Source organism: Roseibium salinum (assembly GCF_026240905.1).
GTDB classification, from domain to species: Bacteria; Pseudomonadota; Alphaproteobacteria; order Rhizobiales; family Stappiaceae; genus Roseibium; species Roseibium salinum.
Genome location: NZ_JAPEVI010000003.1, coordinates 4218213 through 4243080, shown reverse-complemented (window position 1 = coordinate 4243080; position 24868 = coordinate 4218213). Strand labels below are relative to the sequence as shown.

The 24868-nt window shown below is 60.5% G+C and carries 21 protein-coding genes; 3 read left to right on the top strand and 18 right to left on the bottom strand.

The annotated features are described in order from the left end of the window. Positions 1-118 precede the first annotated feature (118 nt). The 8 genes from ON753_RS24295 to ON753_RS24260 all read right to left on the bottom strand — a co-directional run bounded on the left by ON753_RS24295 (position 119) and on the right by ON753_RS24260 (position 11341). Positions 119-946 (bottom strand): dipeptide ABC transporter ATP-binding protein, encoded by an 828-nt coding sequence (locus tag ON753_RS24295; protein ID WP_265966366.1) that lies wholly within the window; start codon positions 944-946, stop codon positions 119-121. Position 947: 1 nt separating this feature from the next. Continuing rightward, positions 948-1784 (bottom strand): ABC transporter ATP-binding protein, encoded by an 837-nt coding sequence (locus ON753_RS24290; protein ID WP_265966365.1) that lies wholly within the window; start codon positions 1782-1784, stop codon positions 948-950. Positions 1785-1789: 5 nt separating this feature from the next. Then, the gene (locus tag ON753_RS24285; RefSeq protein WP_265966363.1) at positions 1790-2719 is read right to left on the bottom strand and encodes an ABC transporter permease subunit; all 930 of its coding nucleotides are present in this window, start codon (positions 2717-2719) and stop codon (positions 1790-1792) included. Positions 2720-2734: 15 nt separating this feature from the next. After that, positions 2735-3742 (bottom strand): ABC transporter permease subunit, encoded by a 1008-nt coding sequence (locus tag ON753_RS24280; RefSeq protein WP_265966362.1) that lies wholly within the window; start codon positions 3740-3742, stop codon positions 2735-2737. A gap of 118 nt (positions 3743-3860) precedes the next feature. Next, positions 3861-5465 carry an ABC transporter substrate-binding protein gene (locus tag ON753_RS24275; RefSeq protein ID WP_265966360.1) on the bottom strand — a complete coding sequence of 535 codons (1605 nt, stop codon included), beginning with the start codon at positions 5463-5465 and terminating at the stop codon, positions 3861-3863. 298 nt (positions 5466-5763) lie between these two features. After that, a complete protein-coding gene (gene glpK / locus ON753_RS24270; RefSeq protein ID WP_265966358.1) occupies positions 5764-7257 on the bottom strand; it encodes a glycerol kinase GlpK in 1494 nt (497 codons plus the stop codon). Positions 7258-7332: 75 nt separating this feature from the next. After that, positions 7333-8853: a glycerol-3-phosphate dehydrogenase gene (gene glpD / locus ON753_RS24265; RefSeq protein ID WP_265966356.1), complete on the bottom strand. Its 1521-nt coding sequence runs from the start codon at positions 8851-8853 to the stop codon at positions 7333-7335. A 181-nt stretch (positions 8854-9034) separates the two neighbouring features. Further along, positions 9035-11341, bottom strand: a complete 2307-nt coding sequence (locus ON753_RS24260) for a mechanosensitive ion channel domain-containing protein (RefSeq protein ID WP_265966355.1) — start codon at positions 11339-11341, stop codon at positions 9035-9037. 339 nt (positions 11342-11680) lie between these two features. Here ON753_RS24260 and ON753_RS24255 point away from each other — a divergent pair, with 339 nt between their 5' ends. After that, on the top strand, positions 11681-12805 hold the full coding sequence (locus tag ON753_RS24255) for a DUF2336 domain-containing protein (RefSeq protein ID WP_265966353.1): 1125 nt from the start codon (positions 11681-11683) through the stop codon (positions 12803-12805). 38 nt (positions 12806-12843) lie between these two features. On the opposite strand, the gene ON753_RS24250 is transcribed toward ON753_RS24255, so the two are convergent. From ON753_RS24250 to fliI, 3 genes are all read right to left on the bottom strand, one after another. Next, positions 12844-13278 carry a paraquat-inducible protein A gene (locus ON753_RS24250; protein ID WP_265967253.1) on the bottom strand — a complete coding sequence of 145 codons (435 nt, stop codon included), beginning with the start codon at positions 13276-13278 and terminating at the stop codon, positions 12844-12846. A 322-nt stretch (positions 13279-13600) separates the two neighbouring features. Beyond that, on the bottom strand, positions 13601-14002 hold the full coding sequence (fliJ, locus tag ON753_RS24245; RefSeq protein ID WP_265966352.1) for a flagellar export protein FliJ: 402 nt from the start codon (positions 14000-14002) through the stop codon (positions 13601-13603). A 28-nt stretch (positions 14003-14030) separates the two neighbouring features. Further along, positions 14031-15356: a flagellar protein export ATPase FliI gene (gene fliI, locus ON753_RS24240; protein ID WP_418068005.1), complete on the bottom strand. Its 1326-nt coding sequence runs from the start codon at positions 15354-15356 to the stop codon at positions 14031-14033. A gap of 374 nt (positions 15357-15730) precedes the next feature. On the opposite strand from fliI, the gene ctrA reads away from it, so the two are divergent. Further along, the gene (ctrA, locus tag ON753_RS24235; RefSeq protein WP_265966348.1) at positions 15731-16423 is read left to right on the top strand and encodes a response regulator transcription factor CtrA; all 693 of its coding nucleotides are present in this window, start codon (positions 15731-15733) and stop codon (positions 16421-16423) included. A gap of 290 nt (positions 16424-16713) precedes the next feature. On the opposite strand, the gene ON753_RS24230 is transcribed toward ctrA, so the two are convergent. The 7 genes from ON753_RS24230 to ON753_RS24200 all read right to left on the bottom strand — a co-directional run bounded on the left by ON753_RS24230 (position 16714) and on the right by ON753_RS24200 (position 23909). Then, a complete protein-coding gene (locus ON753_RS24230; RefSeq protein ID WP_265966346.1) occupies positions 16714-17589 on the bottom strand; it encodes a CheR family methyltransferase in 876 nt (291 codons plus the stop codon). Continuing rightward, on the bottom strand, positions 17586-18797 hold the full coding sequence (locus tag ON753_RS24225) for a protein-glutamate methylesterase/protein-glutamine glutaminase (RefSeq protein ID WP_265966344.1): 1212 nt from the start codon (positions 18795-18797) through the stop codon (positions 17586-17588). Before ON753_RS24225 ends, ON753_RS24230 begins: the two co-directional genes overlap by 4 nt. Positions 18798-18817: 20 nt before the next feature. After that, on the bottom strand, positions 18818-19183 hold the full coding sequence (locus tag ON753_RS24220; RefSeq protein ID WP_006932059.1) for a response regulator: 366 nt from the start codon (positions 19181-19183) through the stop codon (positions 18818-18820). Between the two features lie 36 nt (positions 19184-19219). Further along, positions 19220-19711: a chemotaxis protein CheW gene (locus tag ON753_RS24215; protein ID WP_265966340.1), complete on the bottom strand. Its 492-nt coding sequence runs from the start codon at positions 19709-19711 to the stop codon at positions 19220-19222. Then, positions 19708-22488, bottom strand: coding sequence for a hybrid sensor histidine kinase/response regulator (locus ON753_RS24210; protein WP_265966338.1), 2781 nt, complete (start codon positions 22486-22488; stop codon positions 19708-19710). Before ON753_RS24210 ends, ON753_RS24215 begins: the two co-directional genes overlap by 4 nt. Before the next feature lie 132 nt (positions 22489-22620). Further along, the gene (gene chpT / locus ON753_RS24205; RefSeq protein WP_265966336.1) at positions 22621-23265 is read right to left on the bottom strand and encodes a histidine phosphotransferase ChpT; all 645 of its coding nucleotides are present in this window, start codon (positions 23263-23265) and stop codon (positions 22621-22623) included. A gap of 188 nt (positions 23266-23453) precedes the next feature. Further along, entirely contained in the window at positions 23454-23909 is a 456-nt protein-coding gene (locus ON753_RS24200; protein ID WP_265966334.1) for a YHS domain-containing (seleno)protein, read from the bottom strand. A gap of 234 nt (positions 23910-24143) precedes the next feature. Here ON753_RS24200 and ON753_RS24195 point away from each other — a divergent pair, with 234 nt between their 5' ends. Beyond that, a complete protein-coding gene (locus tag ON753_RS24195; RefSeq protein ID WP_265966332.1) occupies positions 24144-24749 on the top strand; it encodes a DUF1134 domain-containing protein in 606 nt (201 codons plus the stop codon). The last annotated feature ends 119 nt before the right edge of the window (positions 24750-24868 follow it).

Sequence of the window (24868 nt, the reverse complement as noted above, 5' to 3'; positions counted from 1 at the left end):
AGCTGACACCAATTTGGCTTGAGTGAACCGGGTCTGAAGAAACAGCGGGCAGGCCCCTGCCTGGCGCAGGCGCTTTGCCGGGGAACTTCCGGAATGGCGGAACTGCTCCCGCCATCCACTAAGCCGCCTTGGCCGCCAGCCGCTTGCGGATGCTCTCCGGATCGGCCCGCGGCGTCGCCGCAAACAGGGTCTTGGTGTAATCGTGCTGCGGGTTCTCGAAGACGTCCTCGCGCGTCCCGTATTCCACCACCTCGCCGAAATACATCACCATCACCTTGTCCGCGATGTAGCGCACCACCGAGAGGTCGTGGGAGATGAAGACATAGGTCAGGCCCATCTCGTCCTGGAGATCGGCAAGCAGGTTGAGGATCTGCGCCTGCACGGACAGGTCAAGCGCGGAGACCGGTTCATCCAGCACCAGCAACGCCGGCTTCAGCATGATGGCGCGGGCAATCGCGATGCGCTGGCGCTGCCCACCGGAGAACATGTGCGGATAGCGGCCGTAATGTTCCGGTTGCAGGCCGACCTTTTCCAGCATCTGCAGGGCCAGGTCGCGGCGTTCGGCTGAGGGCATGTCCGTGTTCAGCAGCAGCGGCTCCTCCAGCACATGTCCGATCTTCTGGCGCGGATTGAGCGAGCCGTAAGGGTTCTGGAACACGATCTGCACCTTCTGGCGCATCTCTTTCGAGATGCCCGTCCTGGAAATGTCCATGGACAGGCCGTCGATCTCGATGGACCCGGAGGTCTGGGCGTCGATCATGGTCAGCATGCGCGCCAGCGTCGACTTTCCGCAGCCGCTCTCGCCGACGACGGCGAGCGTCGAGCCGCGTTCGACGTCGAAGCTTACGCCCTTGACCGCCGTCAGCTGCGAGGCCTTCCTGAACAGGCCGCCACTGATGTCGTAGGTGCGATAAAGGTCGCGAACCTTGAGGATAGCGTCCGACATCTTAGAAACCTCCCGCTTCGGCATAGTCGCTCACGGTAGGCAACCGGTCGCCGGTGGCGTTTTCCGGCAGCGCCGACAGGAGAGCCTTGGTGTAGGGGCTCTTCGGATTCTCGAAAAGGGTCAGCACGTCGGCCTCTTCCATCTTCCGCCCCTGGTATTGAACGATGACACGGTCCGCGGTCTCCGCCACGACGCCCATGTCGTGGGTAATCATGATCAGTCCCATGCCGCTGTCCTGCTGAAGCTTTACCAGGAGATCCAGGATCTGCTTTTGAATGGTCACGTCCAGCGCCGTCGTCGGCTCGTCCGCGATCAGAAGCTTCGGCGCGCAGGCAATCGCCATGGCGATCATCACCCGCTGGCACTGGCCGCCGGACATCTGGTGCGGAAAGGCACGCAACCGGCCCGCAGGGTCGGGAATGCCGACGGAGGTGAGAATTTCGATCACCCGGTCCTTGATCTGCCTGCCCGAAAGATCCGTGTGCGTCTTCAGGGTCTCGGCCAATTGGAAGCCCACCGTGAAACACGGGTTGAGGCTGGCGACCGGCTCCTGGAAGATCATCGAGATATCCTTGCCGATCACCTTGCGCCGGGCCTGCGCGGACAGGGTTCGAAGGTCCAGCCCTTCGAACTCCATCTTGTCGGCGGTGATGGTCGCCGTGTTCGGCAGGAGCCCCATGGCCGCCAGCATGGCAACCGATTTGCCCGAGCCGGACTCGCCGACGATGGCGAGAACTTCGCCGGCATCGACCGTATAGTCGACGCCGTCCAGCGCCTTGAACGGCCCCCTGGCGGTATCGAACTCGACCTTCAGGTTTCTGATTTCAAGAAGAGACATGACACTCAGCTCCTCTTCAGTTTCGGGTCGAGCGCATCGCGCAGGCCGTCGCCGACCAGGTTGATGGCAAGAACGGTGATCAGGATCGCAAGGCCGGGGAAGGTCACGACCCACCAGGCGCGCAGGATGAATTCACGCGCCTCGGCAAGCATGGTGCCCCACTCCGGTGTGGGCGGCTGAGCGCCCATGCCGAGAAAGCCGAGCGCGGCGGCATCCAGAATCGCGTTGGAAAAGGAAAGCGTTGCCTGAACGATCAGTGGCGCCAGGCAGTTCGGCAGGATGGTCTTGAACATCAGGCGCAGGTGCCCGGCCCCGGCGACCCTGGCTGCGACCACGTAATCGCGCCCGCGCTCCGCCAGAACGGCGGCGCGGGTCAGGCGGACGAAATGCGGCTGCAGCACCAGCGCGATGGCGATCATGGCATTGACCAGCCCCGGCCCCAGAATGGCGACCAGCACCAGCGCGAGCAGCAGGGACGGAAACGCCAGGATGATATCCATGACGCGCATGATGAACGTATCGACCGCACCGCGCAGATAACCCGCAATGACGCCGAGAAAAATGCCGCCGCTGAGAGCGATGGTGACGACGACCACGCCGATGAACAGCGAGAACCGCGCCCCGAAGATCAGCCGGGACAGGATATCGCGGCCGACGGCATCCGTGCCCAGGAGAAATGCCACCTTGCCGCCTTCCTGCCAGACCGGTGGCACAAGGAAGCTGTCGCGATACTGGATGTCCGGATCGTGCGGGGCGATGAACGGTGCGAACACCGCCGCCAGAACCAGCAGAACGAAGACGACGAGACCGATGACGGCCCCCTTGTTCTTCGAAAAGTAGTACCAGAACTCGACAAGCTGCGCCCTGGTGGCATTGCGGCTTTCCGCTTCCAATTTCGCTGTATCGGCCTTCGTGGCCGGGGAGGTATTATCCATTATTTGACCCTCGGCTCAGTTGTAGCGGATACGCGGATTGATCATGCCGTAAAGGACGTCCACGACCAGATTGACGAACATGATGATCCCGGCGATCAGCAACAGGCCGCCCTGGACGACGAAGTAGTCGCGGCGGGATATGCTGTCGACCAGCCACTTGCCGATGCCCGGCCAGGAGAATATCGTTTCCGTCAGGATCGCGCCGGCCAGCAGCACGCCGACCTGGAGGCCGATCGTGGTGACCACCGGGATGAGTGCGTTGCGCAGCGCATGCAGGCCGATCACGGAGCGCGGCGGCAGGCCCTTTGCCCGGGCGGTGCGCACATAGTCTTCCCCCAGAACCTCGAGCATGGCCGACCGCGTCTGGCGGGCGATCACCGCCAGGGGAATGGTCGCCAGCACGATCGTCGGCAGGATGAGATGCCGGACCGCGGACAGGAAAGCGCCCTTTTCGCCCGAAAGCAGACTGTCGATCAGCATGAAGCCGGTCACCTGCGGGAAGAAATACATCAGGGATATCCGCCCCGACACCGGCGTCCACTGCAGGATGCCGGAAAACAGGATGATCAGGAGCAGGCCCCACCAGAAGATCGGCATGGAATAGCCGACAAGGGCGGTTCCCATGACCGCCTGGTCGGCGATCGAACCGCGTTTGACGGCGGCAAAGATGCCGGCGGGAATGCCGAGACTGACCGCGAGAATGATGGCGCACAGCGACAGTTCGGCGGTTGCCGGGAACAGCGTCATGAATTCCACGAGCACGGGTTTCTTCGAGGCGAACGACGTGCCGAGATCGCCTTGGAAAATGCCCATGACATATTCGATATATTGCTGCCACAACGGCTTGTCGAAGCCCATCTGGGCCATGAGCTCAGCCTTGCGCTCGGGACTTATGCCGCGCTCGCCGGCCAGAAGATCCATGGGATCGCCGGGCAAGAGACGGATGAAGGAGAAGGCGACAAGGGTGACGCCGAAGAATGTCGGTATCAACAGGCCGAGCCGGCCCAGAAGAAAACGAAGCATGTCAGGTTCCAGATATGAAGAACCAGCGGAAACCGTCACGATTCATGAGAGCATCCGCCGGCCATAATGTTTGAAGGCGCCGGCATTTCTGCCAGCGCCTCCCTCAATTCACACGGACTTATTCCGCAATGTCCACGCCGTCGAACCAGTGGCCGCCGAGCGGGTCCATCACATACCCGCTGACCTTGGAGGACATCGGCATGAAGACGACGGAATGGGCAATGGTCGCCCACGGAGCCTGTTCCTTGAAGACGACCTGTGCCTCTTCGTAGAGCTTGGTGCGCTCTGCCTTGTCGGTCACGGTCTTGGCCTTCTGGATGAGGGCTTCAAAGTCGTCGTTGCACCACTGGGCGCGGTTGGCACCGCCGACAGCGTCACAGCCGAGCAGAACGGCCAGGAAGTTGTCCGGGTCGCCATTGTCGCCGGTCCAGCCGAGCAGCACGGCACCGTCACGGTCGACGTCCTTGGAACGGGAGAGATATTCGCCCCATTCGTAGGAAACGATTTCGACGTCCACGCCAACCTTCGCGAAGTCAGCCTGAATGACTTCAGCCATACGGCGGGCATTCGGGTTGTACGGACGCTGAACCGGCATTGCCCAGACCTTCATGGAAAGATCTGTGACACCGGCTTCTTCCAGCATCTTCTTCGCCAGTTCCGGATCGTACTCGTCGTCCTTGACCGCGTCGTTATAGGACCACATCGTCGGCGGGATCGGGTTCTTCGCAGCCTGTCCGGAACCCTGGAAGACCGCGTCGAGGATCGCCTGCTTGTTGATCGCGTGGTTCAGCGCCTTGCGGACTTCCGTCTTGTCGAACGGAGCCTGCTTGGTGTTGTAGGCCAGGTAGCCGACGTTGAGGCCCTGCTGTTCCATCAGGGTCAGGTTTTCGTCTTCCCTGATGTCGGCAATGTCGGCCGGTGCCGGATACGGCATGACGTGACATTCGCCGGCCTTCAGCTTCTGCAGGCGCACGGCGGCGTCCGGCGTGATCGCGAAGATCAGGTTGTCGACCGGCTGCTTGCCGTTCCAGTAATCGGCGTGAGCCTCATAGCGGATCACGGCGTCTTTCTGGTAGCCGACGAAGGAGAACGGACCGGTACCGACCGGCTGCTGGTTCAGCTGTTCCTTCGTGCCGGCCTCTTCGAGCTGGGCGGCATATTCAGCCGACAGGATGGACGCGAAATCCATCGCCATGTTGGCGACCATCGGAGCTTCCGGACGGTTCAGGACGAACTTCACCGTGTAGTCGTCAACCTTGACGATTTCCTTGATGAGGTCCGGCATGGACATGCCGTTGAAATACTCCCAGGCCGCGCCGGCGGTATACTGGTGCCACGGATGGTCGTTCTTCAGCTGGCGCTCGAAAGAAAAAACCACGTCCTCGGCATTGAAGTCGCGAGTCGGTGTGAAGAAGCTGGTGGTGTGGAACTTGACACCCTGGCGCAGGTTGAAGGTGTACTCCAGACCGTCTTCGGAAACTTCCCAGCTTTCGGCGAGGCCCGGGATCACTTCGGTCGTGCCGCGCTTGAACTCGACCAGCCGGTTGTAGACGGGTTTGGAAGATGCGTCGAACGTGGTTCCCGCGGTGTAAAGCGCGGCATCGAAGCCCTCAGGAGACCCTTCGGAGCAATAAACCAGGTTTTTTGCGGAAGCGCCTGTTGCCGCGATCACGGCAAGGCTGACGCCAAGAAGGGATGCCTTCAAGGTTTTTCGGAAATTCATCAAACTGTTCTCCCCTTGATGAAGAGCAAGGGCCATGCGTCGTTGAGAGCGCGCAAAAAGTTAAAGCCCGAGCCAGCGCAAACTAAGGCGGTTTTTCGCAGGAAAATCAACTGCCGACATATTTCTAATTTTACGCCGGTTTTGAAATATTTTTGCTAGGTAAGCCTTGCTGCCGTAATTTTTTGGTCTTCATAGGACCAAAAAATAGAAACACATACCGTCAGGACCACGAATCCGCAATACATCTAAGCCTTTGAATTAAAAAGGCTCTCGCTGTAGGCAAGAGCCTTTCATTCAGTCAATCTAACGTAGAGCGCGTGCGCCGGACCGCGTCCTGCCAGCCCGACAGCAGCCTGCGCCGTTCACTTTCCTGTAAGCGCGGCTCGAAGCGTTTCTCCAGCTTCCATTCAGCCGAGAAGGCTTCCGCTCCCGGCCACAGCCCCGCCTTCGAGGCGGCAAGCCAGGCGGCCCCGAGCGCGGTCGTCTCGGAAACCGTCGGCCGGTCGACCGGCGCGCCCAGAATGTCGGCCAGAAACTGCATCGTCCAGTCCGACGCCGTCATCCCGCCGTCGACCCTGAGCACCGGCTGTTCCGCATCGGGCCAATCGGCCTGCATGGCATCGACCAGATCGCTCGTCTGGTAGCCTACGCTCTGCAGCACCGCCCGGGCGATTTCCTTCGGGCCGGTGTTACGCGTGAGGCCGAACAGGGCGCCGCGGGCATCCGCATCCCAATAGGGCGCGCCGAGACCGACAAAGGCCGGCACCAGATAGACATCCTGCTTGGGATCGGCCGCTTCGGCCAGGGCCTGGGTGTCGGCTGCATTCTCGATGAGGCCCAGCCCGTCGCGCAGCCATTGAACCGCGGCCCCGGCAACGAAGATGGATCCCTCGAGCGCGTAGGTCGTCTTGCCTTCCAGACGATAGGCGATCGTCGTCAGCATCCGGTTGTTCGACCTGACCGGCCTGTCGCCGGTATTCATCAGGGCGAAACAGCCCGTGCCATAAGTGGACTTAACCATGCCGGGATTGAAACAGGCCTGACCGACCGTTGCCGCCTGCTGGTCGCCCGCCACGCCGAGAATGGGCAGGGCGCGGCCGAACAGATCCTCGTCGGCAAAGCCGAAGTCGTCCGCACTGTCCCTGACCTCCGGCAGAAGGCTCCGGGGAATGCCGAGGACCCGGCACAGTTCCTCGTCCCATTGATTGTCATGGATGTTGTAGATGAGCGTGCGTGAGGCGTTGGTGGCGTCGGTCGCATGCACCTTGCCGCCGGTCAGCTGCCAGATCAGCCAGGTATCGACCGTCCCGAACGCCAGTTCGCCGCGCTCGGCCCGCTCCCGGACACCGTCGACATTGTCCAGGATCCAAGCGATTTTCGTTCCGGAGAAATAGGGATCGAGCACGAGGCCGGTCTTGGAGGTGAACGTCTCCTCCAGCCCCTCGGCGCGCAATTTCGCGCAGGTGTCGGCAGTGCGCCGGTCCTGCCAGACGATGGCGTTATAGACCGGCTCTCCCGTCGACCGGTCCCAGACCAGGGTGGTCTCCCGCTGGTTGGTAATGCCGATCGCGGCAACGCCCGCGCCGCCGTCCGGAGCCCTTTCCAGGGCCTCACGGCACACCCGCAGCGTGCTCGTCCAGATGTCCGACGGCGAATGCTCCACCCATCCCGAATTCGGAAAATGCTGCGGGAACTCCTGCTGTCCCACGCTGACAGGGTGAAAATCATCGCCGAAGACAATCGCACGGCTTGACGTTGTGCCCTGGTCTATCGCCAAAACACATCCGGCCATGGCGCACCTCCCATTATTATCATGTATTTCAAGGAAACCGCCGGCGGCGCCGGCAGATCATGCAGTCGGGCGAAACTATGCCGCAGCGCCGGTCTTTTCCGCAAGGTAGCCGGAGACGAAGGTATCGAGCTCGGCGGCCTCTTCCCGGCTGAGCCTCAATCCCAGCTTCGTCCGGCGCCACAGGATGTCATCCGCCGAACGCGCCCATTCCCGGTCCATCAGCCACTTCACCTCGATCTCGTGAAGGTCGGCGCCGAAACAGCGGCCGAGATCCGCCGGCGATATCGATTCGCCCAGGAACTTCCGCGCCTCGGTCCCGTAAAGGCGCATCAGGCGGGTCGCCAGCGGCTTGCCCAGGAAGGGGAAATCCTTCTCCAACTGCGCCACCTGGGCGTCGAATTCGTCCACCTTGAAATCCCCGCCCGGCAGGGGTGCGTCCGCCGTCCAGGGGCCGCGCTTGAAGGGCAGGAAGGGGCCGAGCTTGTCGAGAACGTGCTCGGCCAGCTTGCGGTAGGTGGTAATCTTGCCGCCGAACACCGACAGGACGGCCGGCCCGCCGTCTCCGCCATCCAGTTCCAGCACGTAGTCCCGGGTGGCCGCCTTGGCGTCCTTGGCCCCGTCGTCATAAAGCGGCCGGACACCGGAATAGGTGTGCACCACATCCTCTCTGGCAATCGGCTTTTCCAGATATTCGCTGGCGGCCCGGCACAGATAGTCGATCTCGTCCTCGGTGATCCGGACTTGGGCCAGGTCTCCCGTATAATCGACATCGGTCGTGCCGATCAGGGTGAAATCGCCTTCATAGGGGATCGCAAAGACGATCCGGCCATCGCCGTTCTGGAAAATGAAACAGCGGTCATGCTCGAACCGGCGCGGCACGATGATGTGGCTGCCCTTCACCAGGCGGACGTCCGCACCGTTATGCACCCCGGAAATCCCGTGCAGCATTTCAGCGACCCAGGGTCCGGCCGCATTGACGAGCGCGCTCGCCGTGACGGTCTTGTCTTCGCCGCTCGCCAGGTCGGTCAGAACGACCTTCCAGACGTTCCCTTCCCGCCGGGCGCTCACGCATTTTGTCCGGGTGCGGATGTCCGTGCCGCGGCTGGCAGCGTCCCTTGCATTGAGCACCACCAGCCGGGCGTCATCCACCCAGCAATCGGAATATTCGAAGCCCTTGCTGAAGAGTTTCTTGAGGCCCTGGGAATAGGGCGCCTCATCCAGCCGGACCGTTTTTGTCGCCGGGAGCAGCTTGCGTCCGCCCAGATGGTCGTAAAGAAACAGGCCGAGACGCAGCAGCCAGGCCGGGCGCAGGTCCTTGTGATGCGGGAGAATGAAACGCAGCGGCCAGGCAATGTGAGGTGCAGCACGCCACAGCACTTCCCGTTCCTTCAGCGCTTTGCGGACGAGGTCGAACTCGTAATATTCAAGATAGCGCAGGCCGCCGTGGATGAGCTTGGTCGAGGCCGAAGAGGTCGCGCCCGCCAGATCCCCCATCTCGACAAGCAACACCGATGCGCCGCGCCCGGCCGCATCCCGGGCAATCCCCGTACCGTTTATCCCTCCGCCGATGACCAGAAGATCGTAGTCAGCCGCCATAAAACCTGTCTCCGGCTTGTGTGTACACGCGCATTCGATTTAGAAATGAAAATAAAGCGAAAGTTTACGAACTTCAATCAACATTTTGGGAGACATGACGAAACAACGCCGCGGCCACCGGTGACGATGTCCCGGTGCACCACGACGGGGAAAATTATGTCAAGCAATTGATATTTATAACTTAGTTTTCGTCCGGCGGGGCATCATCCGGCAAATCGGTCGCATCGACCTCGGGTTTGCTGCGCCGTTTCGGTTTTTTGCCGCTGTCCGCGAATGGCGGCGGTGCCGCATGGTAGGTGACCTGCGGGAACGGAATTTCAATACCGCGCTCATCGAACACCTGTTTGATGAACTCGTTATAGGCGCGTCCGATGGACCACTGATCGCCCGGCGTCGTCTTGATCCGGGCACGGAGATCGATGGAACTCGCGCCGAAATTGGTCACGCCGTGCATTTCCAGATCGCCGAAGATCTTGGGTCCGAATTCCGTTTCCTGAAGACGCCGGAACGCCTCGTACATTGCCTCCTTGGCCTTGGTGATGTCGGTGTCGTAGGCGACACCGATCAACGCCACGTGGAAGGAGAAGCCGCGCATGAAGTTCGACACCATGTCGACGGAGGAGAAGGGAATGATATGGGTCGTGCCGTCCAGATCCCGCATCCGCACGGAGCGGACGGTGAGCCCTTCCACGCTGCCGGTCACGCCGGCAACCGTGACCACGTCCCCCTCGTTGATGGCGTTTTCGATCTGGATGAACGCCCCGGTGATGATGTCCTTCACCAGCGTCTGGGCGCCGAAGGAGACCGCAAGACCCACCACACCGGCACCGGCAATCAGCGGACCGATATCGATCCCGACTTCGGACAGGGCAAGAAGCAGCCCCATCACGATGATGACGACCGTGGCGGCATTGCGGAACAGCTGAAACAGGGTCCGCTCACGGGCAGTGACGATGTAACCGGAGCGCTCCTGCAGGCGCAGGTCCACCCACGACATTACTGCCAGCCAGACCGCGAAGGACACCAGCAGCACGAGGGCGGCCGAACCGTAGCTGCTCACGAGCGCGACACCCCCGGCACTTGCCAGCCACTCGATCACGCTCAAGACACCCCAGATCTCCAGCAACAGCAGAATGATCGCAATGAAGACAACGAAGCGCATGAATTTCAGGATGCGCGGTACAAACGCGTTCAGCCTGGACTGGAGCGCCGGCAGCCTCCTGTTCATGTCCTCCGGCAGCCGGATGCCGCCCTTGATGGCGCGCGTCATCACAAGCGAAATCACGATGCCGCCCATGATTGTCAGGATCGAAAGGCCCGTGGCGCGGAGAATGATGGTCGTGGCGTCAAATGGCCGGGTCACCCAGATGATGAACACGGCGGCGACATAGCCATAGGCGGCAATGTGCCAGAGCTGGCCGGCGGTCGACAACGCCTTGCGCCCGAGCGCGCTCTGCATTGTTTCGGCATAAGTCTCAGCACCCTGGCAAACCCGGCGACGGTTCCGGTGCACCAGGGCGAACAGATAAATCATGCTCACGAAGACGACGAGAAAACGCACTGCGTTGCCAAGAACGAACGATACGGCGACGTTGGCCACCGGCACGATCAGAAACATGCCGTAACCCTGCCAGTACGTGAACAACTGCAGGCGGCGGTACCAGTAGATCGAACTCTTGTCGGTGAACGGCAGAAGCCGCAGCTCCGGCCGCCCCGGCGTAAACACGAACCTTAAGGCAACATTCGCAATTCCGGTGAGGAAGAACGCGTTGAGCGCGAGGCTTTCCTGAAGCGTCACTCCGGTATCGAATCCGCCGTAGCTCACAAGCGCCGCGGTATTTCCCACCGCCCAGCCGACGGCCACTGTCAGGGTGTCCACGACCGAGGTCAGGAGCAAAACGAAAGTGCGCGTGAGGCCGCCACCATAACGGGCGTAGACCGAAAGACGCGGATAGATTGCCTTCGCAGCCGCCTGGCTGAGGAGAAATCCTGAATAGGCCGCCAACAGGACAACCAGCACCTGAATGCCGGTCTCCCTAACCCGCTCCCATTTGACCTGGATCTCGCCCCGCGCGATCAGGACCAGCCCGTTCAGCGACCGTGAGACCTGCTGGAGAAGAAAGCCCGTGTCGTCGACGAGCCCGCGAGTGTATTCCCCGATCCTGATCGCGAAATGATCCTTTTCCGCGGTGGTGTCTTGCGCCCCCGCAGCCTGACCGGCGCCGTTCGAGGAAGCGACGGTGGAGTCGCCCGCGCCGCTCTGGGCTTCCGATCCGGTCCGTTTCAGAAGTTCGACCAGCGCTTCACGGCTCTGCGGATCGTTCAGGACCTTTATCAGCGCATCGCTTGCCTGCTTCAGGTCGGCCGGAGCGCTTTCCTGAGGGGCCGCATCCTGAGTGGCCGCATCCTGGGCCAGGACGGGCGTCAGGCTGACCAGAACCAGGCACAAGACGGCGGCGCAGCGCAAGATCCTCATAATCAAACTCATTTTGCTTCATTCGTTGAAAAAATTGACCCGGGCAGCGGTGAGGGTATGGCCATTGAACGGACAGGGCCCGGCCCATTCCTGACGAGGCGCGAGGGTGCAGGAAACCCCGCCGGTTTTCAAGTCTTCGCAACCAAACCCGACTTGCCGGATGCTGACAGAAAAGCGAAGAAATTCATTAAAGGTTGTAGAATTATGGCAATACTCTCCAAGTAATTGAAACCGACCTGAGTAGATATCGCTCCCGCCTCCGTCGTAACCCAACGTAAAATTGTAGCGTTTCGGGTGCAGGTAACGTATTCCTAACAACATTGGCGTCAGTCTGACTCGACGAGGGAGCAGATGCCGAAGTCCTTGATCAAACTCGCGCTGGAGGGCACCGAAGAAGCACGCAAACGTCTGTTTGCGCAGGTGAGTGAACTCGTGGTTGCAAACCTGGAACAACGGACCGACCGGGAACTTGCCATCTTCTCCGAGGTGATCCTGAAACTCTATGGCGCCGGATCTTCGAAGGACCGGTCGGCGCTCGCCCGGAAACTGGCCTGTCAGCCGAACACGCCGCACAACCTGGCCTGCAGGATCGCCGAGGATGAAATCACGGTTGCCATGCCTGTTCTGGCGAATTCCCCGGTTTTCACCCAGGAGGACCTGCTCGATTTCGTCGAACGTCTGAGCAACGCCCATCTGCAGGTGCTCGCACGCCGCACCGATCTTTCCACGGGCGTTTCAGACGCCATGGCCGAGAAGGGAGACCGGCCCGTGCACCGGATCCTGGCCGGCAACCGCGAAATCCGGCTGTCACGCGAAACAATGCTCAAATTCGTCAAATACGCTGCGCAGGATGCGGTCCTGTGCGAAGACCTCGCCTTGAGGCCCGATCTGTCTCCCGCGGTCTGCCGTGCATTGCTGCCGATCGTAAACGCCGAAGCCAAGAAGCGTCTGCGCAGCGTCATCGAAGCCGCGCTCACTCAGGAGCAGCTGGATCAGATCAACCGGCTCAAGGCCCTCCGGCGCGAGTTCGGGGCACTCCTGGAGATGACGGACATGGACCGTCTCTGGCAGGAGGCGGAACGGGCCGGAATAACCGTCAATGAACTGATGATCCTGCTGTTGCAGGACGGCCGTCTCGACCATGCCGTCGAATTGCTCTCCGGCCGGGGCAGAATAGCCCAGACGACGTTGAAAGATGCCGTCTACAGCGGCAAACAGGATCTGGTGATAAGGGCCGCGGACAAGGCAGGCCTGGACACCCCCACGTTCGCGCTGTTCGCAAAGACCCGCTGCGAGCATCTGAAGACCCCCCTCAGCCAGGGCTCGGAGTGGGCCGCGGCCTACAAGCGCTATCTTGAGAGCGTCGCGCTGAGCAGGCAGTCGCGCTGCGGTGACTTTCAGGCCAACCGGAAGGAGAAGAAGCCGAAATCGGCTGAGCCCGCCGAACAAGCCTCCACCGCAGAACCGGCAAAATAGCATTCACGCGCCGGCGGACCCGCCTTTTTTGATACGGTCTAGGCCCGGGCGCACAAACTCGCCGCCACCGCGGTGGACAGGGTCGCCGCCGCGTAGAACCACAGGCCCGGCAGGATGGCCGCGGCTGCAAGGCCGCTGGTCTTGGCGGCGAACAGAACCAGGGCGACCAGCATCACGTCGAGCATCGACCACTTGCTCACCATCGAAAGCAGTGCAAGCGAGCGCGCCTTGCCGCCCGTCAGGACCGCGACGTGGATGAGGAGAATCTTGAGGGCCGGAAACCCGATGGAAAACAGCCCGACAATCGTGGCAAGAGCGGCATCTCCGTCGCGCCACAGGCTCAGGATCATTTCCACCAGCGTCGGCCGGTCTTCCAGGAAATACAGCCTCTCGAACCGCATCAGCGGCTGCGTGAGCCCCAGCGCAAAGGAAAACGTCGCAACAGGAAGGAGCAAAGCCAGAAAAGATCGCATCATGGTGCTCAACCTGGACCTGGGCGAGAACGTCCGGCATTCACGACGATGCAGCCGGAAAGTTCCAATATCTTGGGATCGATCAACATTGCTCTCACCTGTGCAACAGGAAAGCGGCTGACCGGTGCAGCTGCCGGCCGAGCAAATCCGCTCGGCCATGGCGATGCGGTCCTATAGCATTCCGCCCGTAGATCACAAACCCGACCGCCTGACCGGACACTGACGCCGCCCGCAGCGATCGCACAAAGCGAACAAGCCAGCCGTCCTTGCGGGACGGCCGGCCGATAAACATCCGGAGAGCGTGGTTTAAAGCGATTCCCGATTAGCGCGAGCGCGCCGCGATTTCGTCGAGGATGTCCTGCTCGGCCATGTCCTGAGCCGTCCGTTCGCGCTGCTGGTCCCGTTCTTCCAGCTGTTCGAACTTCTTCAGCTCTTCGATGGCTTCGCTGAGATCCTCCTGTGCACGGTGCAACTGGTCGTGCAGTTCATGCGCGGAATTTCGCAGATTGTCGCGACGGTCAGCCGCGGCCTTGGCAAATGTCGGATAAGCAAAATGGGTGATGTCGGTGATCCCGACCCGTTCCTGTTCGAACCGGATCTGCTGGTCAAGTTCATCGGCCATGCGATTGAACTCGGCAATCATGCTCTCGATCTGGGCAAGTTGCCGCCGCTTTTCATCAACCTGAAACCGCTTTAAACGGATCAAACTGTCTCGGGTCTTCATTACTCAATACTCCCCTAACACGGGCAGTCTACCCCGGAGTCATTTCCAAAAGGTTGGCGAGTTGCATATATCCTTCGGAAAGTGAAGTTGCCTCGTCTTTGCCCTGATTGAGGAAGTCGTCCATCAGCGCGAACCGTTGGATGGCTTCGTCGACGACCGGGTCCGAGCCTTTCCGGTAGGCCCCGAGGCGGATCAGTTCTTCCATGTCCGTATAGGTCGCCAGCAACTGCTTTGCCTTGCGCAGCACGGGAAGCTGGTCCTCCGGCACGCAGCGCGGCATGGTTCTTGAAACGGACTTCAGCACATTGATCGCCGGATAGCGCCCGCGTTCGGCAATCGCGCGCTCCATGACGACATGGCCGTCCAGGATTCCGCGGACCGCGTCCGCCACCGGCTCGTTGTGATTGTCGCCTTCGACCAGCACCGTGAAGAGGCCCGTGATCGACCCGGTGCCTTCCAGGCCCGGCCCGGCTCGCTCCAGAAGGCGCGGCAGCTCCGTGAAAACGGTTGGCGTATAGCCCTTGGATGTAGGCGGCTCGCCGATCGAAAGGCCGATCTCCCGCTGCGCCATCGCGGATCGGGTGATCGAATCCATCATGCACAGCACATTGTTGCCCTCGTCGCGGAAGTGTTCGGCCACCGTCATGGTCAGATAAGCCGCCTGGCGCCGCATCAGGACGCTTTCGTCGGAGGTCGCAACGACCACCACCGTGCGCGCCAGCCCCTCCTCGCCGAGATCGTCCTCGATGAACTCCTGAACCTCGCGGCCGCGCTCGCCGATCAGGCCGATCACGGCAACGTCGCACTGGGTGTTGCGCGCCAGCATCGACATGAGAACGGATTTGCCTACCCCGGATCCGGCAAAGATGCCCATCCGCTGGCCCTCGCAGCAAGTTACGAAGGTGTTCAGCGCCCGCACGCCGAGATCGAGCGGCGGGCCGACTCGTTTACGTTCCGAAGCCGGTGGCGGCGAACTTCGCAATTTGCGAGGCACTCCGCCATAAGCAAGATCTCCTTTACCATCAATCGGTTCACCAAGTGCATTAACCACCCGGCCGAGCCAGGCATTGCCCGGATGCACGACGCTTTCGCGCGAATTGATCACCGCCTTGCAGCCCATCCGCACGCCTTCGAGCCCGGAAAACGGCATGCAAAGGGCGTGTTCTTCGCGGAAACCCACAACTTCCGCAGGAACTTTCGGCTTGTCCTCACCGCTGTCGATCAGCAGGCGCGAACCGACGCTCATCTCGTGGATCGGCCCTGCGATTTCCACCAGAAGGCCCTGAACCGCCGTCACGCGACCGTAAATTTCGGTCGGCATCAGCGAATCAATTTCGGCAAAAAGCGCCTTCAATTAAAGATTCCTTCCCCAGTTAACGGTTTTGGTAACTGATCGTTTACGAGTCTGGTTAATCTTAACCTTTGGAAGGCTGACAAGCGAGAGCCATTTCGGAGTTAAAACGGCTTTGTCGAAAGGAATCTGAACGGAATCGGTTACGACCGTTTCTTAAAGTCCGACATTAAGATTTGTGAATCTGCGTTTTTGATGGCGATTCAACAAGTTGGCTGTTGTTCACAGATTACTCTCGCCGAAGGTTGCTGCTATGAATCATATTTTGTTAACCATTAACCGATAGCTTTGAGTCGGGGTTTACATCAGTCCTTCGTAGCGCACACCGACAGAGCCGTTGCGACTTGCCCAGGAAAGGCAGAACAAGGGGATTGGCAATGCGTGTACTGTTGATTGAGGATGATAGCGCCACGGCGCAGAGCATCGAGCTGATGCTGAAGTCCGAGAACTTCAACGTCTACACGACAGATCTTGGCGAGGAAGGTATCGACCTCGGCAAGCTGTACGATTATGACATCATCATGCTGGATTTGAACCTGCCGGACATGTCCGGATATGAGGTTCTGCGAACACTTCGCGTTTCCAAGGTCAAGACACCGATCCTGATCCTGTCCGGGAACGCAGGAATCGAAGACAAGGTCCGCGGCCTCGGCTTCGGCGCCGACGATTACATGACCAAGCCGTTCCACAAGGACGAACTGGTTGCGCGTATTCACGCAATCGTCCGCCGCTCCAAGGGCCACGCCCAGTCGGTCATCGTTACCGGCGACCTCAAGGTCAACCTGGACACGAAAACCGTCGAAGTCAGCGGCCAGCGCGTTCACCTGACCGGCAAGGAATACCAGATGCTGGAGCTGCTCTCGCTGCGCAAGGGCACCACGCTGACCAAGGAAATGTTCCTCAACCATCTCTATGGCGGCATGGACGAGCCTGAGCTGAAGATCATCGACGTCTTCATCTGCAAGCTGCGCAAGAAACTGGCAGCAGCCACGTCCGGCAAGAACTACATCGAAACCGTGTGGGGCCGCGGCTACGTGCTGCGCGAACCAGAAGTCGAAGCCGCCGCCTGAACAGTTCCGGACGGCAAATGACATTGAAGGACCCCGGCTGTGCCGGGGTTTTTTATTGTCAGCGCTGATCCGGCCTCACCTCACGAACCGCCCGATTGCATTCGCACAAGCTGCACCGCATTGCCGTCGCTTGCCAGCCAGGCGAGCGCCGGATGCGCCGAGTCGCGTGGCGTGACCGCGGTCCGGACCGGCCCCGCGTCGCTGCAATGGGCTATCGCGATGCCGTGAAAACAACGAAAAAGGCGGCCCGCAGGCCGCCTTGGCGTCGTCCATGATGGTGTCCGACGGGCTTACCTTTGCAGCCCCATGCCACCACCAACGGCAAGCCTTGGGCCAAGGCCGGTGCTGCTGGCCGTCTGTTTTTTCTGAAACAGCCCGCGTTTACCGGGCATCGGTTTGAATGCGTCCGTCAATCCGACCACTGTCTCGGCCGCCCCCAGAACCAGATACCCGTCGTCCGGAACACTTTTTGCCAGACGGCCGAGGATTTCGGTCTTGGTCTGCTGGTCGAAATAGATCAGCACGTTGCGGCAGAAGATGATGTCGAATTCTCCCAGATGCGAGAAGCTCTCAAGGAGGTTGAGTTTCTTCCACTCGACCATCGCGCGCAGACCGGCGCTGATCTGCCACATGTCACCCTTCTGCTCGAAATATTTCAGCAGCATCTGGATGGGCAGGCCGCGCTGCACCTCAAACTGGCTGTAGAGGCCGGCCTTGGCTTTTTCCAGCACTTCCTGGGAAAGGTCCGTTCCCAGGATCCGGGTCCGCCATCCGGGCATCTTCGCCGCCATTTCCTGCAGGCAGATCCCAAGTGAATAGGGTTCCTGCCCCGTGGAGGCGGCAGCGCACCAGATCTTGAGCTGCTTGCGATTCGCGCGGCTTTCCAGCAGCGACGGCAGCATGGTGTCCTTGAAGTGATCGAACGGCGTCTTGTCGCGAAAGAAGAACGATTCGTTGGTTGTCATCGCCTCGATGACCTCCGTCTCCAGGACGCGGTTGGTGCCTCGCTTGAGCGTCTGGATGACCGCGCTCAAGGTTTCCAGCTTGGAACTGCGCGCAACGGGCAGCAGACGGCTTTCAACCAGGTACTGCTTGTCGTTGGACAAAACCAGGCCGGAACGGGTTTTCAGGAAGGTTTTCAGGAATTCGAACTCGCTGGGGGTCATCTCGTGTTCCCCTTCAACACGCGAGAGATCTTCGGCCCGATCTCCTTCAAGGGTAGAATGTCACTGCACATGCCGGTGTGTGCGGCCGCGCCCGGCATGCCCCAGACAACGCTTGTCGCCTCGTCCTGGGTAATCACGCTGCCGCCTCCGGCAGCAATTGTCTTGACCCCTTCCGCCCCATCATGCCCCATCCCGGTCAGGATGACGGCCAGGGCTGCGGAGCCGTAGGCCTTGGCAATGCTTTCGAAAAGCGGATCCACGGCAGGCTTGCAGAAATTGACAGGCGGTTCATCCGTCAGACGGATCTTCACCACGCCGGCATCCTTCTCGACGATCATGTGCTTGCCGCCCGGAGCCACGTAAATGTTGCCCGGCTTCAGGATTTCGCCGTCTTCACCCTCCTTGGCCGGACGCAGGGCCGCCTTGCCCATGTGCTCGGCGAGGATTGCGGTGAAGGTCGGCGGCATGTGCTGCGTGATGACCACCGGCACTTCGTTCACTGCCGTGCCCACTTCCCGCATTACCTCCTGCAGGGCCTGAGGGCCGCCCGTGGAGGAGCCGATGGCGAGGATACGCGGTCGGACGGAAGAATATGGCCGGGTCTGGAACGCGCGGACCGGCGCCGCAGGCTGCGCAGCACTGCGGAAACTCGTGCGCGTATCCGTCGAGGTGCGAAGCGAGACCGGGCGTACCGGCTGTACGGTTCGTCCCGCGTTGGTTTCGGCGCGCATCGTCCGCGCGGGGCGGACACGTTGTGCACGCGCACCCAGCGCCTTGACCTTCTCGACGAGTTCCCGGCGAAAATCGATCGACGTGGTGACTTCGGATGTGGACTCCGGCTTGGGCACATAATCGGCTGCGCCGAGCGAAAGTGCCTTCAGGCTGATTTCCGCGTTGCGACGCGTCAGCGTGGACGCCATGATGACGACAAGATCGCGCTTTTTTGCCAGCATCAGCGGCAAGGCGGTCATGCCGTCCATTTCCGGCATCTCAATATCGAGCACGACGACGTCGGGATTGCTGCGTTCTATGTCTTCAACGGCCAGTTTACCGTTCCGGTGTGAGCTGACGACTTTCAGGCTCTTATCTTCTCCGAGCCACCGGGTGAGCAATCCGCGGATAACCACCGCATCATCGACGACCATAACCTTGATCGGATCGCTGCCCGGCGTCGCACCCGCAGAAATACTTCTTTGCGCAAATGCCATTGAGACTGTCCAAATCGAAACTAGATGAGACCAACTTCCTGAAACTTGGCTTCGACGATTTCACGGTCGAACGGCTTCATGATGTATTCGTTGGCACCTGCTCGAATGGCTCTTGCAATATGCGCGACGTCGTTTTCGGTCGTGCAGAATACGACGATCGGGTTTTCCCCGCCCTCTTCCGCCCGGAGGCTGGTGAGAAATTCCAGTCCATCCATGACCGGCATGTTCCAGTCCAGAAGGATCGCATCCGGCATGGTCTTCCGGCACTCGTCGAGCGCCTGCTGTCCATCTTCCGCTTCGGTGATCTCGAAGTTCATGTCTTCGAGAATCCGGCGGGCCACCTTACGGATGACACTTGAGTCATCAACTACGAGGCACTGTTTCATTGGCGTAAAACTCCACTCATCGGCCGACCTTCGGCCTTACGCTGCAGCCATGGGTTCTGTGAACATCGCGCCAAGCAGGCGGTCTACATCCAGTATGACCATCAGCTTGCCGTCCAGGCGATGAACGCCTCCTGAAATCTCCGACCAGCGGCGATCCAGGTTCGACGGATTGGGTTCTGCCGAAGCAGCCGGCAGCGTCAGGACCTCGCCGACGGTGTCGATGACCAGGCCGTAGCTTTCCTGCTTGTATTCGATGCCGACGGCCATCATCTGCCCGTCCTTCAGCGGGGGCAGGTGCAGGCGCCGGCGCATGTTGATCGCAGTGACGATACGTCCGCGCAGATTGAGAACGCCGGCCACTTCCGGTGCCGACATCGGCACGCGCGTCACGCTCTCGGGCACGAACACGTCATGGACCTGCGAGATCGGAAGGCCGAACAACTGGCCGCCGATCACCACCGTCACATACTGGATCATGTCACTGGCGGCTTTTTGCTCCGCGTTAAGTTTGTGTTCCAGCACACTCATGCTGCAGCTCCCAATTCACCGGAGAAGACGTCTTTCAGGGCGGCGATCAGGCCCGGGCGGTCGAACTTCGCGACATAGTCGTCGAATCCTGCCTGGCGGCCGCGTTCGATCGAGGCGGGCGTCACCATGGACGACAGGGCCAGGATCGGAATGTTGCGGAAGCGCGGATCGCGGCGCAGCGATTCGCAGAACTCGAAGCCATTGATCTCCGGCATCTCGATATCGCTGACGATCGCGTGGAACTTGTCGCCGTTTTCCAGAAGCTCGAAAGCCTGGTTCGGGCCGGTGCAGCTGGTCACGTCGTAACCGGCCGCCTTGAGAACCGGCGTCAGCATGTTCCGGAAGAAGGCCGAGTCGTCGACGAAAAGAACCTTCCTGGTCAGGGCCTCGATGTCCATTTCCTTGCGCATGAACCAGTCTTCAAAGGCCTGCGGCAGATAGAAGCCGAGGTCGATGATTTCCGTCGCGCGGTCCTTGACCACAGCCGAGCCGAGAACGCCCGGACGGTCCGAACCGACCTCGATATTCATGCGGTCCTCGACAATGTCGACGATTTCGTCGACCACGAGGCCCATGGAACGGCCGGCGTCGGAGAAGACCAGCATCGGCTGGGTGCCTTCCGTCTTGTGGCGGTCGCCTTCGTTGACATAGACCAGCGGCATGAGCGCCCCGCGATACTGCACCAGGTCGCGGCCGTTGGAGCGCTCGATCTTCGAAACCTCGAATTCCTCCAGGCGGGTGACCAGCGACAGCGGCACCGCCTTCGGCTCCGGCGCACCGGCGCGGAACAACAGCAGCGAGATGGAGCTCTGGCTGGAAACGCCCTTGCGCTGCAACTCCTCCTGCTCCTCTTCCTGGTGTTCGGCCACCGCGCTGGTGGCATGGCTTGCCATGGCGCCGGCGATGCCGTTGGGGTCGATGATCATGATCACGGACCCGTCGCCCAGGATCGTGTTGCCCGAGAACATGTCGAGATGGCGCAGCATGGTCGACATCGGCTTGACCACGATTTCTTCCGTGTGGAAGACCCCGTCGACAACGACGCCGAACGTCTGGCTGCCGACCTGCATGACGACGATAAAGCCGTTATCGGCGTCGATCGCCTCCTCGCCCTCTTCACCTTCATAGATGCCGAGCAGCTGGGACAGATGCACCAACGGCAGCAACTTGTTGCGCAGGCGCAGAACCGGTGTGTCCTTGATGCGCTCGATGCGATGTTCGGAATTGGTCTGCACGCGGACGAGTTCGACCACCGACAATTGCGGGATTGCAAAGCGGTCGCCGCCCGCTTCCACGATCAGCGTCGAAACGATGGCCAGGGTCAGCGGGATCTTGATGATGAAGCTGGAACCCTTGCCCACCGTCGAGCGCAGGTCGACCGTGCCGCCGATCAGTTCGATATTGTTGCGCACCACATCCATGCCGACGCCGCGGCCGGAAACGCTGGTCACTTTCGCAGCGGTGGAGAAGCCGGCGGCAAAGATGAACTTGTGGATCTGGGCGTCCGTCATCTTGTCGACTTCGGCTTCGCTTGCCAGGCCGCGTTCGACGACTTTCGCCTTCACCCGCTCGACATCGATGCCCTTACCGTCGTCGCGCACTTCGATGATGATATGGCCGCCTTCATGATACGCAGCCAGCGTGATCGTGCCCTTTTCCGGCTTGCCGGAGGCACGGCGCTCTTCAGGCAGCTCAAGACCATGATCGGCGGAGTTGCGGACCATGTGGGTCAGCGGATCCTTGATCATCTCGAGAACCTGGCGGTCCAGTTCGGTATCCGCGCCGATCATTTCCAGTTCGATCGGTTTCTCGAGTTCCTGGCTGAGGTCACGGACGATGCGCGGCAGCTTCTGCCACGCATGGCCGATCGGCTGCATGCGGGTCGCCATGACCCCTTCCTGCAGCTCCGCGGTTACGTTGGACAGGCGCTGCAACGGCACCTTGAATTCACTGTCCTCGTGACGGCGAACGATTTCCAGCAACTGATTGCGGGTCAGCACCAGCTCGGACACCATGGTCATCAGGTGTTCGAGCGTGTCGACCGCAACGCGGATGCTCTGATTGGAAACGCTGCCGCCGGATTTCTTCTCGCCGGACTTCTTGTCCGCGGGCGCCTTGGCATTGCTCTTGGCCTCGGCCTTTACAGCCAGCGGGGCGGGCTCCGGCTCGTCGGTTTCGTCGAAGATCTCCTCCGGCTCCTCGGCGGCTATCTCGACCTCGACTTCCGTCTCGCGGAACGCGCGCTCCAGTTCGTCGAGGGAAACTTCGCCCGGACGCAAGGGACGCTCGAGCGTCTGGTCGCCACCGCCGACTACCTCCGGCTCCGACGCTTCGATCTCGGGTTCGGCTTCGGGGGCAATCGGCTCGGGCTCGGCGGCGGCGCCCTTCATGGCGGCATCGGCTTTGGCCGACATCACTTCCAGCTGAGCGATCAGGTCGGCATCGTCGCCTTCCGGCTCTTCACCCTCGGCGGCCTCAAGCTCACTGATGATTTCCTTGATCTGGTCGATGCTCGTCAGGATGAGAGAGACGGCCTCCTGCGTGACGGGCGCCCCGTCACGGAACTTGCCCATGAGGGTTTCAGCCGCGTGCGCAATTCCTTCAAGCCGGGGAAGACCCAAGAACCCGCAGGTGCCCTTGATCGTGTGCACCAGGCGAAAGATGTTATCGAGGATCTTTGCGTTGTTGGGTTCCCGCTCGAATTTCACGAGTTCAACGTCAACAACGTCGAGACTTTCATTGGTCTCGGTAATAAATTCCCTGAGGAGGTCGTCCATTGCCTGCTCTCACCCGACTTGTTACTTGGTTCCGCATCCGCAAGGATGTCTGGACCGGGAAGTCCATGAGAGCAGGTTGACGGCAAACAGTTAAGATACGCTGAAACAGGCGGAGACTTTTGGGCCGGCAGTTTATTCTGTCGGGAAGGCCGTAATTTTTACCAATTCTTCTTGTTTATCTATGGTTAATACCATTCCGGTTTCGCGTGCAAGTAGCAGTGTGTAGATCGGCTGAACCGAATGCGCATCTACTCTTTCCGGCTCTTCTCCGCTCAGGGTTTCCTTCATCCCCAGCGGAATGCGCGGATTGAGGCCGCTGGCGTGCAGCGTGAAGGACGGAGCCTTGGGGTCGCCGGACATTTCCACCCTGATTTCGCCGCCGCGCGGGACGCACTGATTGGCGATCAGGATCAGGTTGAGAAGAAGCTTGACGTAGTTCTTGGGCATGAGATGCCGGGTGACCTGCCAGTTCAGATCCGACTTCTCGTTCTCCATGAACCCGGTTGCAACGACCTGGGCATCGCCAAGGTCGATTTCCGCGCCGGCCGAGCCGGCGGCACCGAATGCGAGGCGCGCGAACTGCAGTTTCGCCGACGCCTGCCGTGCGCTCTTGCGGATGAGATCCATGGCGAATTCGCGCATGTCCTCGGAGCCTTCCTCGTCAAGCACCTCCAGGCCGTTCGTGATTGCGCCCACGGGACTGATGATGTCGTGGCAAACGCGGCTGGCCACCAGAGCGGCAAGGTCCAGAGAGGTGAGCTCTTTAAGTGCGGACATGGCGGTTGATGCTCTTGTTGATGGTCTCGGCAAGAGACTGATTCGTGACATTCGGCAAGGGTTACACATCCGCAAAGCCGCTGCCAAGGCACGGCCGGACTGCATTTTACGTCATCCAGACGAAAATCACGGAAACCGGAAATCTCCGGCACGACATGCCGGCATCTGCGGGCGCTCAAAGCACGGTCCTACTGCTCGGGTGCGCATCCGACCTTTGCCGCGTTTTCCTGCGCCGTCTTCATCAACTGCGTCCCGTTGACGAGGAACAGGAACCGGTTGACGACCGAGTGAAAGAAGACCAGTCGGCCGTCGACCACCGCATAGATGAACGGATTTCCTGTGGTTGCGAAGCCTTCGGACAGCGCATAACCGCCGCAACCGGCAAACAGCGGCGCATATATCTCCGGATCGCGTTTGAAGGCGGCCAGGTTGCCCTTGTTGACGAAGATCCATTCCGCGCCGCCCCACTCAAACTGGTGCTCGCGGCTGCCCTTGCGCGGATGTCCGTCCACGAAGAAACTGACCGGATCATGCCCGCCGATGGCGTATCCGGTGATGGGGTCGGGAACGAAAACCTGGGGACGGGCAAGGCTGTTTCCTGCAAAAACACACAGAAGCACGGCCAATACTAGAGAAGGACACATCCATGTCTTTTTTTGAGACCAGCTTTTCATCGATTCGGCTTATTTAGATAGAAGACCCCATGCGAATCAGCATGATGTAACCTTAGTTTAGGGCCAGGACCCGTTAATATGAATGAAATGGCGCAGCAATCCGCGAGAGGCGGCATGGGACAGCGGGAAGAGCACGTTTCCTGTCCGGCCCGGCTGAACCGCAAAACCGCGTGCGTTCCGGGTTCATTACGAGGAGTTTATTGAATGGCACAAAGATCCCTGCGTATTGCGTCCCTCATTCATGCTGCGTTCGCGTGCTTGTGTTTGCTTGCCGTCTCCACGCCCTCCCTTGCGCAGACATCCGGCGGGCAACCGATCCCTTCCGAGCAGACCTACGACCAGGATGAGATCCTGCAGGCCGGACATCAGTTCTTCGGGTCCGTGTCCGGCGGAATGGCATCCGTTGTCGAGCGGGTCTTTTCGCAATATGGCGAACCCAACGGCTACATTCTCGGCGAAGAAGGCTCCGGAGCCTTCGTGGCCGGCGCGCGCTACGGCGAAGGGCACCTCTACACCCGCAACGCCGGCACCCACAAGATCTTCTGGCAGGGCCCGTCGGTCGGCTGGGACTTTGGCGCCGATGGTGCCAGGGTAATGATGCTCATCTATAACCTGCCCGCCGTGAATTCGATCTACGGGCGGTTCGCCGGGGTCAATGGCTCGGCCTATCTGGTCGGCGGTGTCGGCATGACCGTTCTCCTGAAGGACGAGATGGTCCTGGTTCCCGTTCGCGCAGGTGTCGGTGCACGGCTCGGGGTCAACATGGGCTATCTGAAATTTACCGATAAGCCGACCTGGAATCCGTTCTGATCCGGCAAGCGGCCCGGTCAACCGGGCCGTTTCCGCCTCACCGCTATCCGGGCGGAACCCATCCGCATGTGTTCATGGCGCTTGATGCACTATATCAAGTATACTTGGCGGCAAGCTTT

Excerpts from the sequence above, each read along its gene's own strand:
- ON753_RS24230 (WP_265966346.1), bottom strand. The coding sequence starts at position 17,589 with ATGACCCCCAGCGAGTTCGAATTCCTGAAAACCTTCCTGAAAACCCGT.
- ON753_RS24215 (WP_265966340.1), bottom strand. The coding sequence starts at position 19,711 with ATGAGTGTGCTGGAACACAAACTTAACGCGGAGCAAAAAGCCGCCAGT.
- ON753_RS24295 (WP_265966366.1), bottom strand. The coding sequence starts at position 946 with ATGTCGGACGCTATCCTCAAGGTTCGCGACCTTTATCGCACCTACGAC.
- ON753_RS24225 (WP_265966344.1), bottom strand. The coding sequence starts at position 18,797 with ATGGCATTTGCGCAAAGAAGTATTTCTGCGGGTGCGACGCCGGGCAGC.
- ON753_RS24290 (WP_265966365.1), bottom strand. The coding sequence starts at position 1,784 with ATGTCTCTTCTTGAAATCAGAAACCTGAAGGTCGAGTTCGATACCGCC.
- ON753_RS24200 (WP_265966334.1), bottom strand. The coding sequence starts at position 23,909 with ATGTGTCCTTCTCTAGTATTGGCCGTGCTTCTGTGTGTTTTTGCAGGA.
- glpD (WP_265966356.1), bottom strand. The coding sequence starts at position 8,853 with ATGGCGGCTGACTACGATCTTCTGGTCATCGGCGGAGGGATAAACGGT.
- ON753_RS24250 (WP_265967253.1), bottom strand. The coding sequence starts at position 13,278 with ATGCGATCTTTTCTGGCTTTGCTCCTTCCTGTTGCGACGTTTTCCTTT.
- ctrA (WP_265966348.1), top strand. The coding sequence starts at position 15,731 with ATGCGTGTACTGTTGATTGAGGATGATAGCGCCACGGCGCAGAGCATC.
- ON753_RS24210 (WP_265966338.1), bottom strand. The coding sequence starts at position 22,488 with ATGGACGACCTCCTCAGGGAATTTATTACCGAGACCAATGAAAGTCTC.
- ON753_RS24260 (WP_265966355.1), bottom strand. The coding sequence starts at position 11,341 with ATGAGTTTGATTATGAGGATCTTGCGCTGCGCCGCCGTCTTGTGCCTG.
- ON753_RS24195 (WP_265966332.1), top strand. The coding sequence starts at position 24,144 with ATGGCACAAAGATCCCTGCGTATTGCGTCCCTCATTCATGCTGCGTTC.
- ON753_RS24275 (WP_265966360.1), bottom strand. The coding sequence starts at position 5,465 with ATGAATTTCCGAAAAACCTTGAAGGCATCCCTTCTTGGCGTCAGCCTT.
- glpK (WP_265966358.1), bottom strand. The coding sequence starts at position 7,257 with ATGGCCGGATGTGTTTTGGCGATAGACCAGGGCACAACGTCAAGCCGT.
- fliJ (WP_265966352.1), bottom strand. The coding sequence starts at position 14,002 with ATGAAGACCCGAGACAGTTTGATCCGTTTAAAGCGGTTTCAGGTTGAT.
- chpT (WP_265966336.1), bottom strand. The coding sequence starts at position 23,265 with ATGTCCGCACTTAAAGAGCTCACCTCTCTGGACCTTGCCGCTCTGGTG.
- ON753_RS24255 (WP_265966353.1), top strand. The coding sequence starts at position 11,681 with ATGCCGAAGTCCTTGATCAAACTCGCGCTGGAGGGCACCGAAGAAGCA.
- ON753_RS24285 (WP_265966363.1), bottom strand. The coding sequence starts at position 2,719 with ATGGATAATACCTCCCCGGCCACGAAGGCCGATACAGCGAAATTGGAA.
- ON753_RS24280 (WP_265966362.1), bottom strand. The coding sequence starts at position 3,742 with ATGCTTCGTTTTCTTCTGGGCCGGCTCGGCCTGTTGATACCGACATTC.
- ON753_RS24220 (WP_006932059.1), bottom strand. The coding sequence starts at position 19,183 with ATGAAACAGTGCCTCGTAGTTGATGACTCAAGTGTCATCCGTAAGGTG.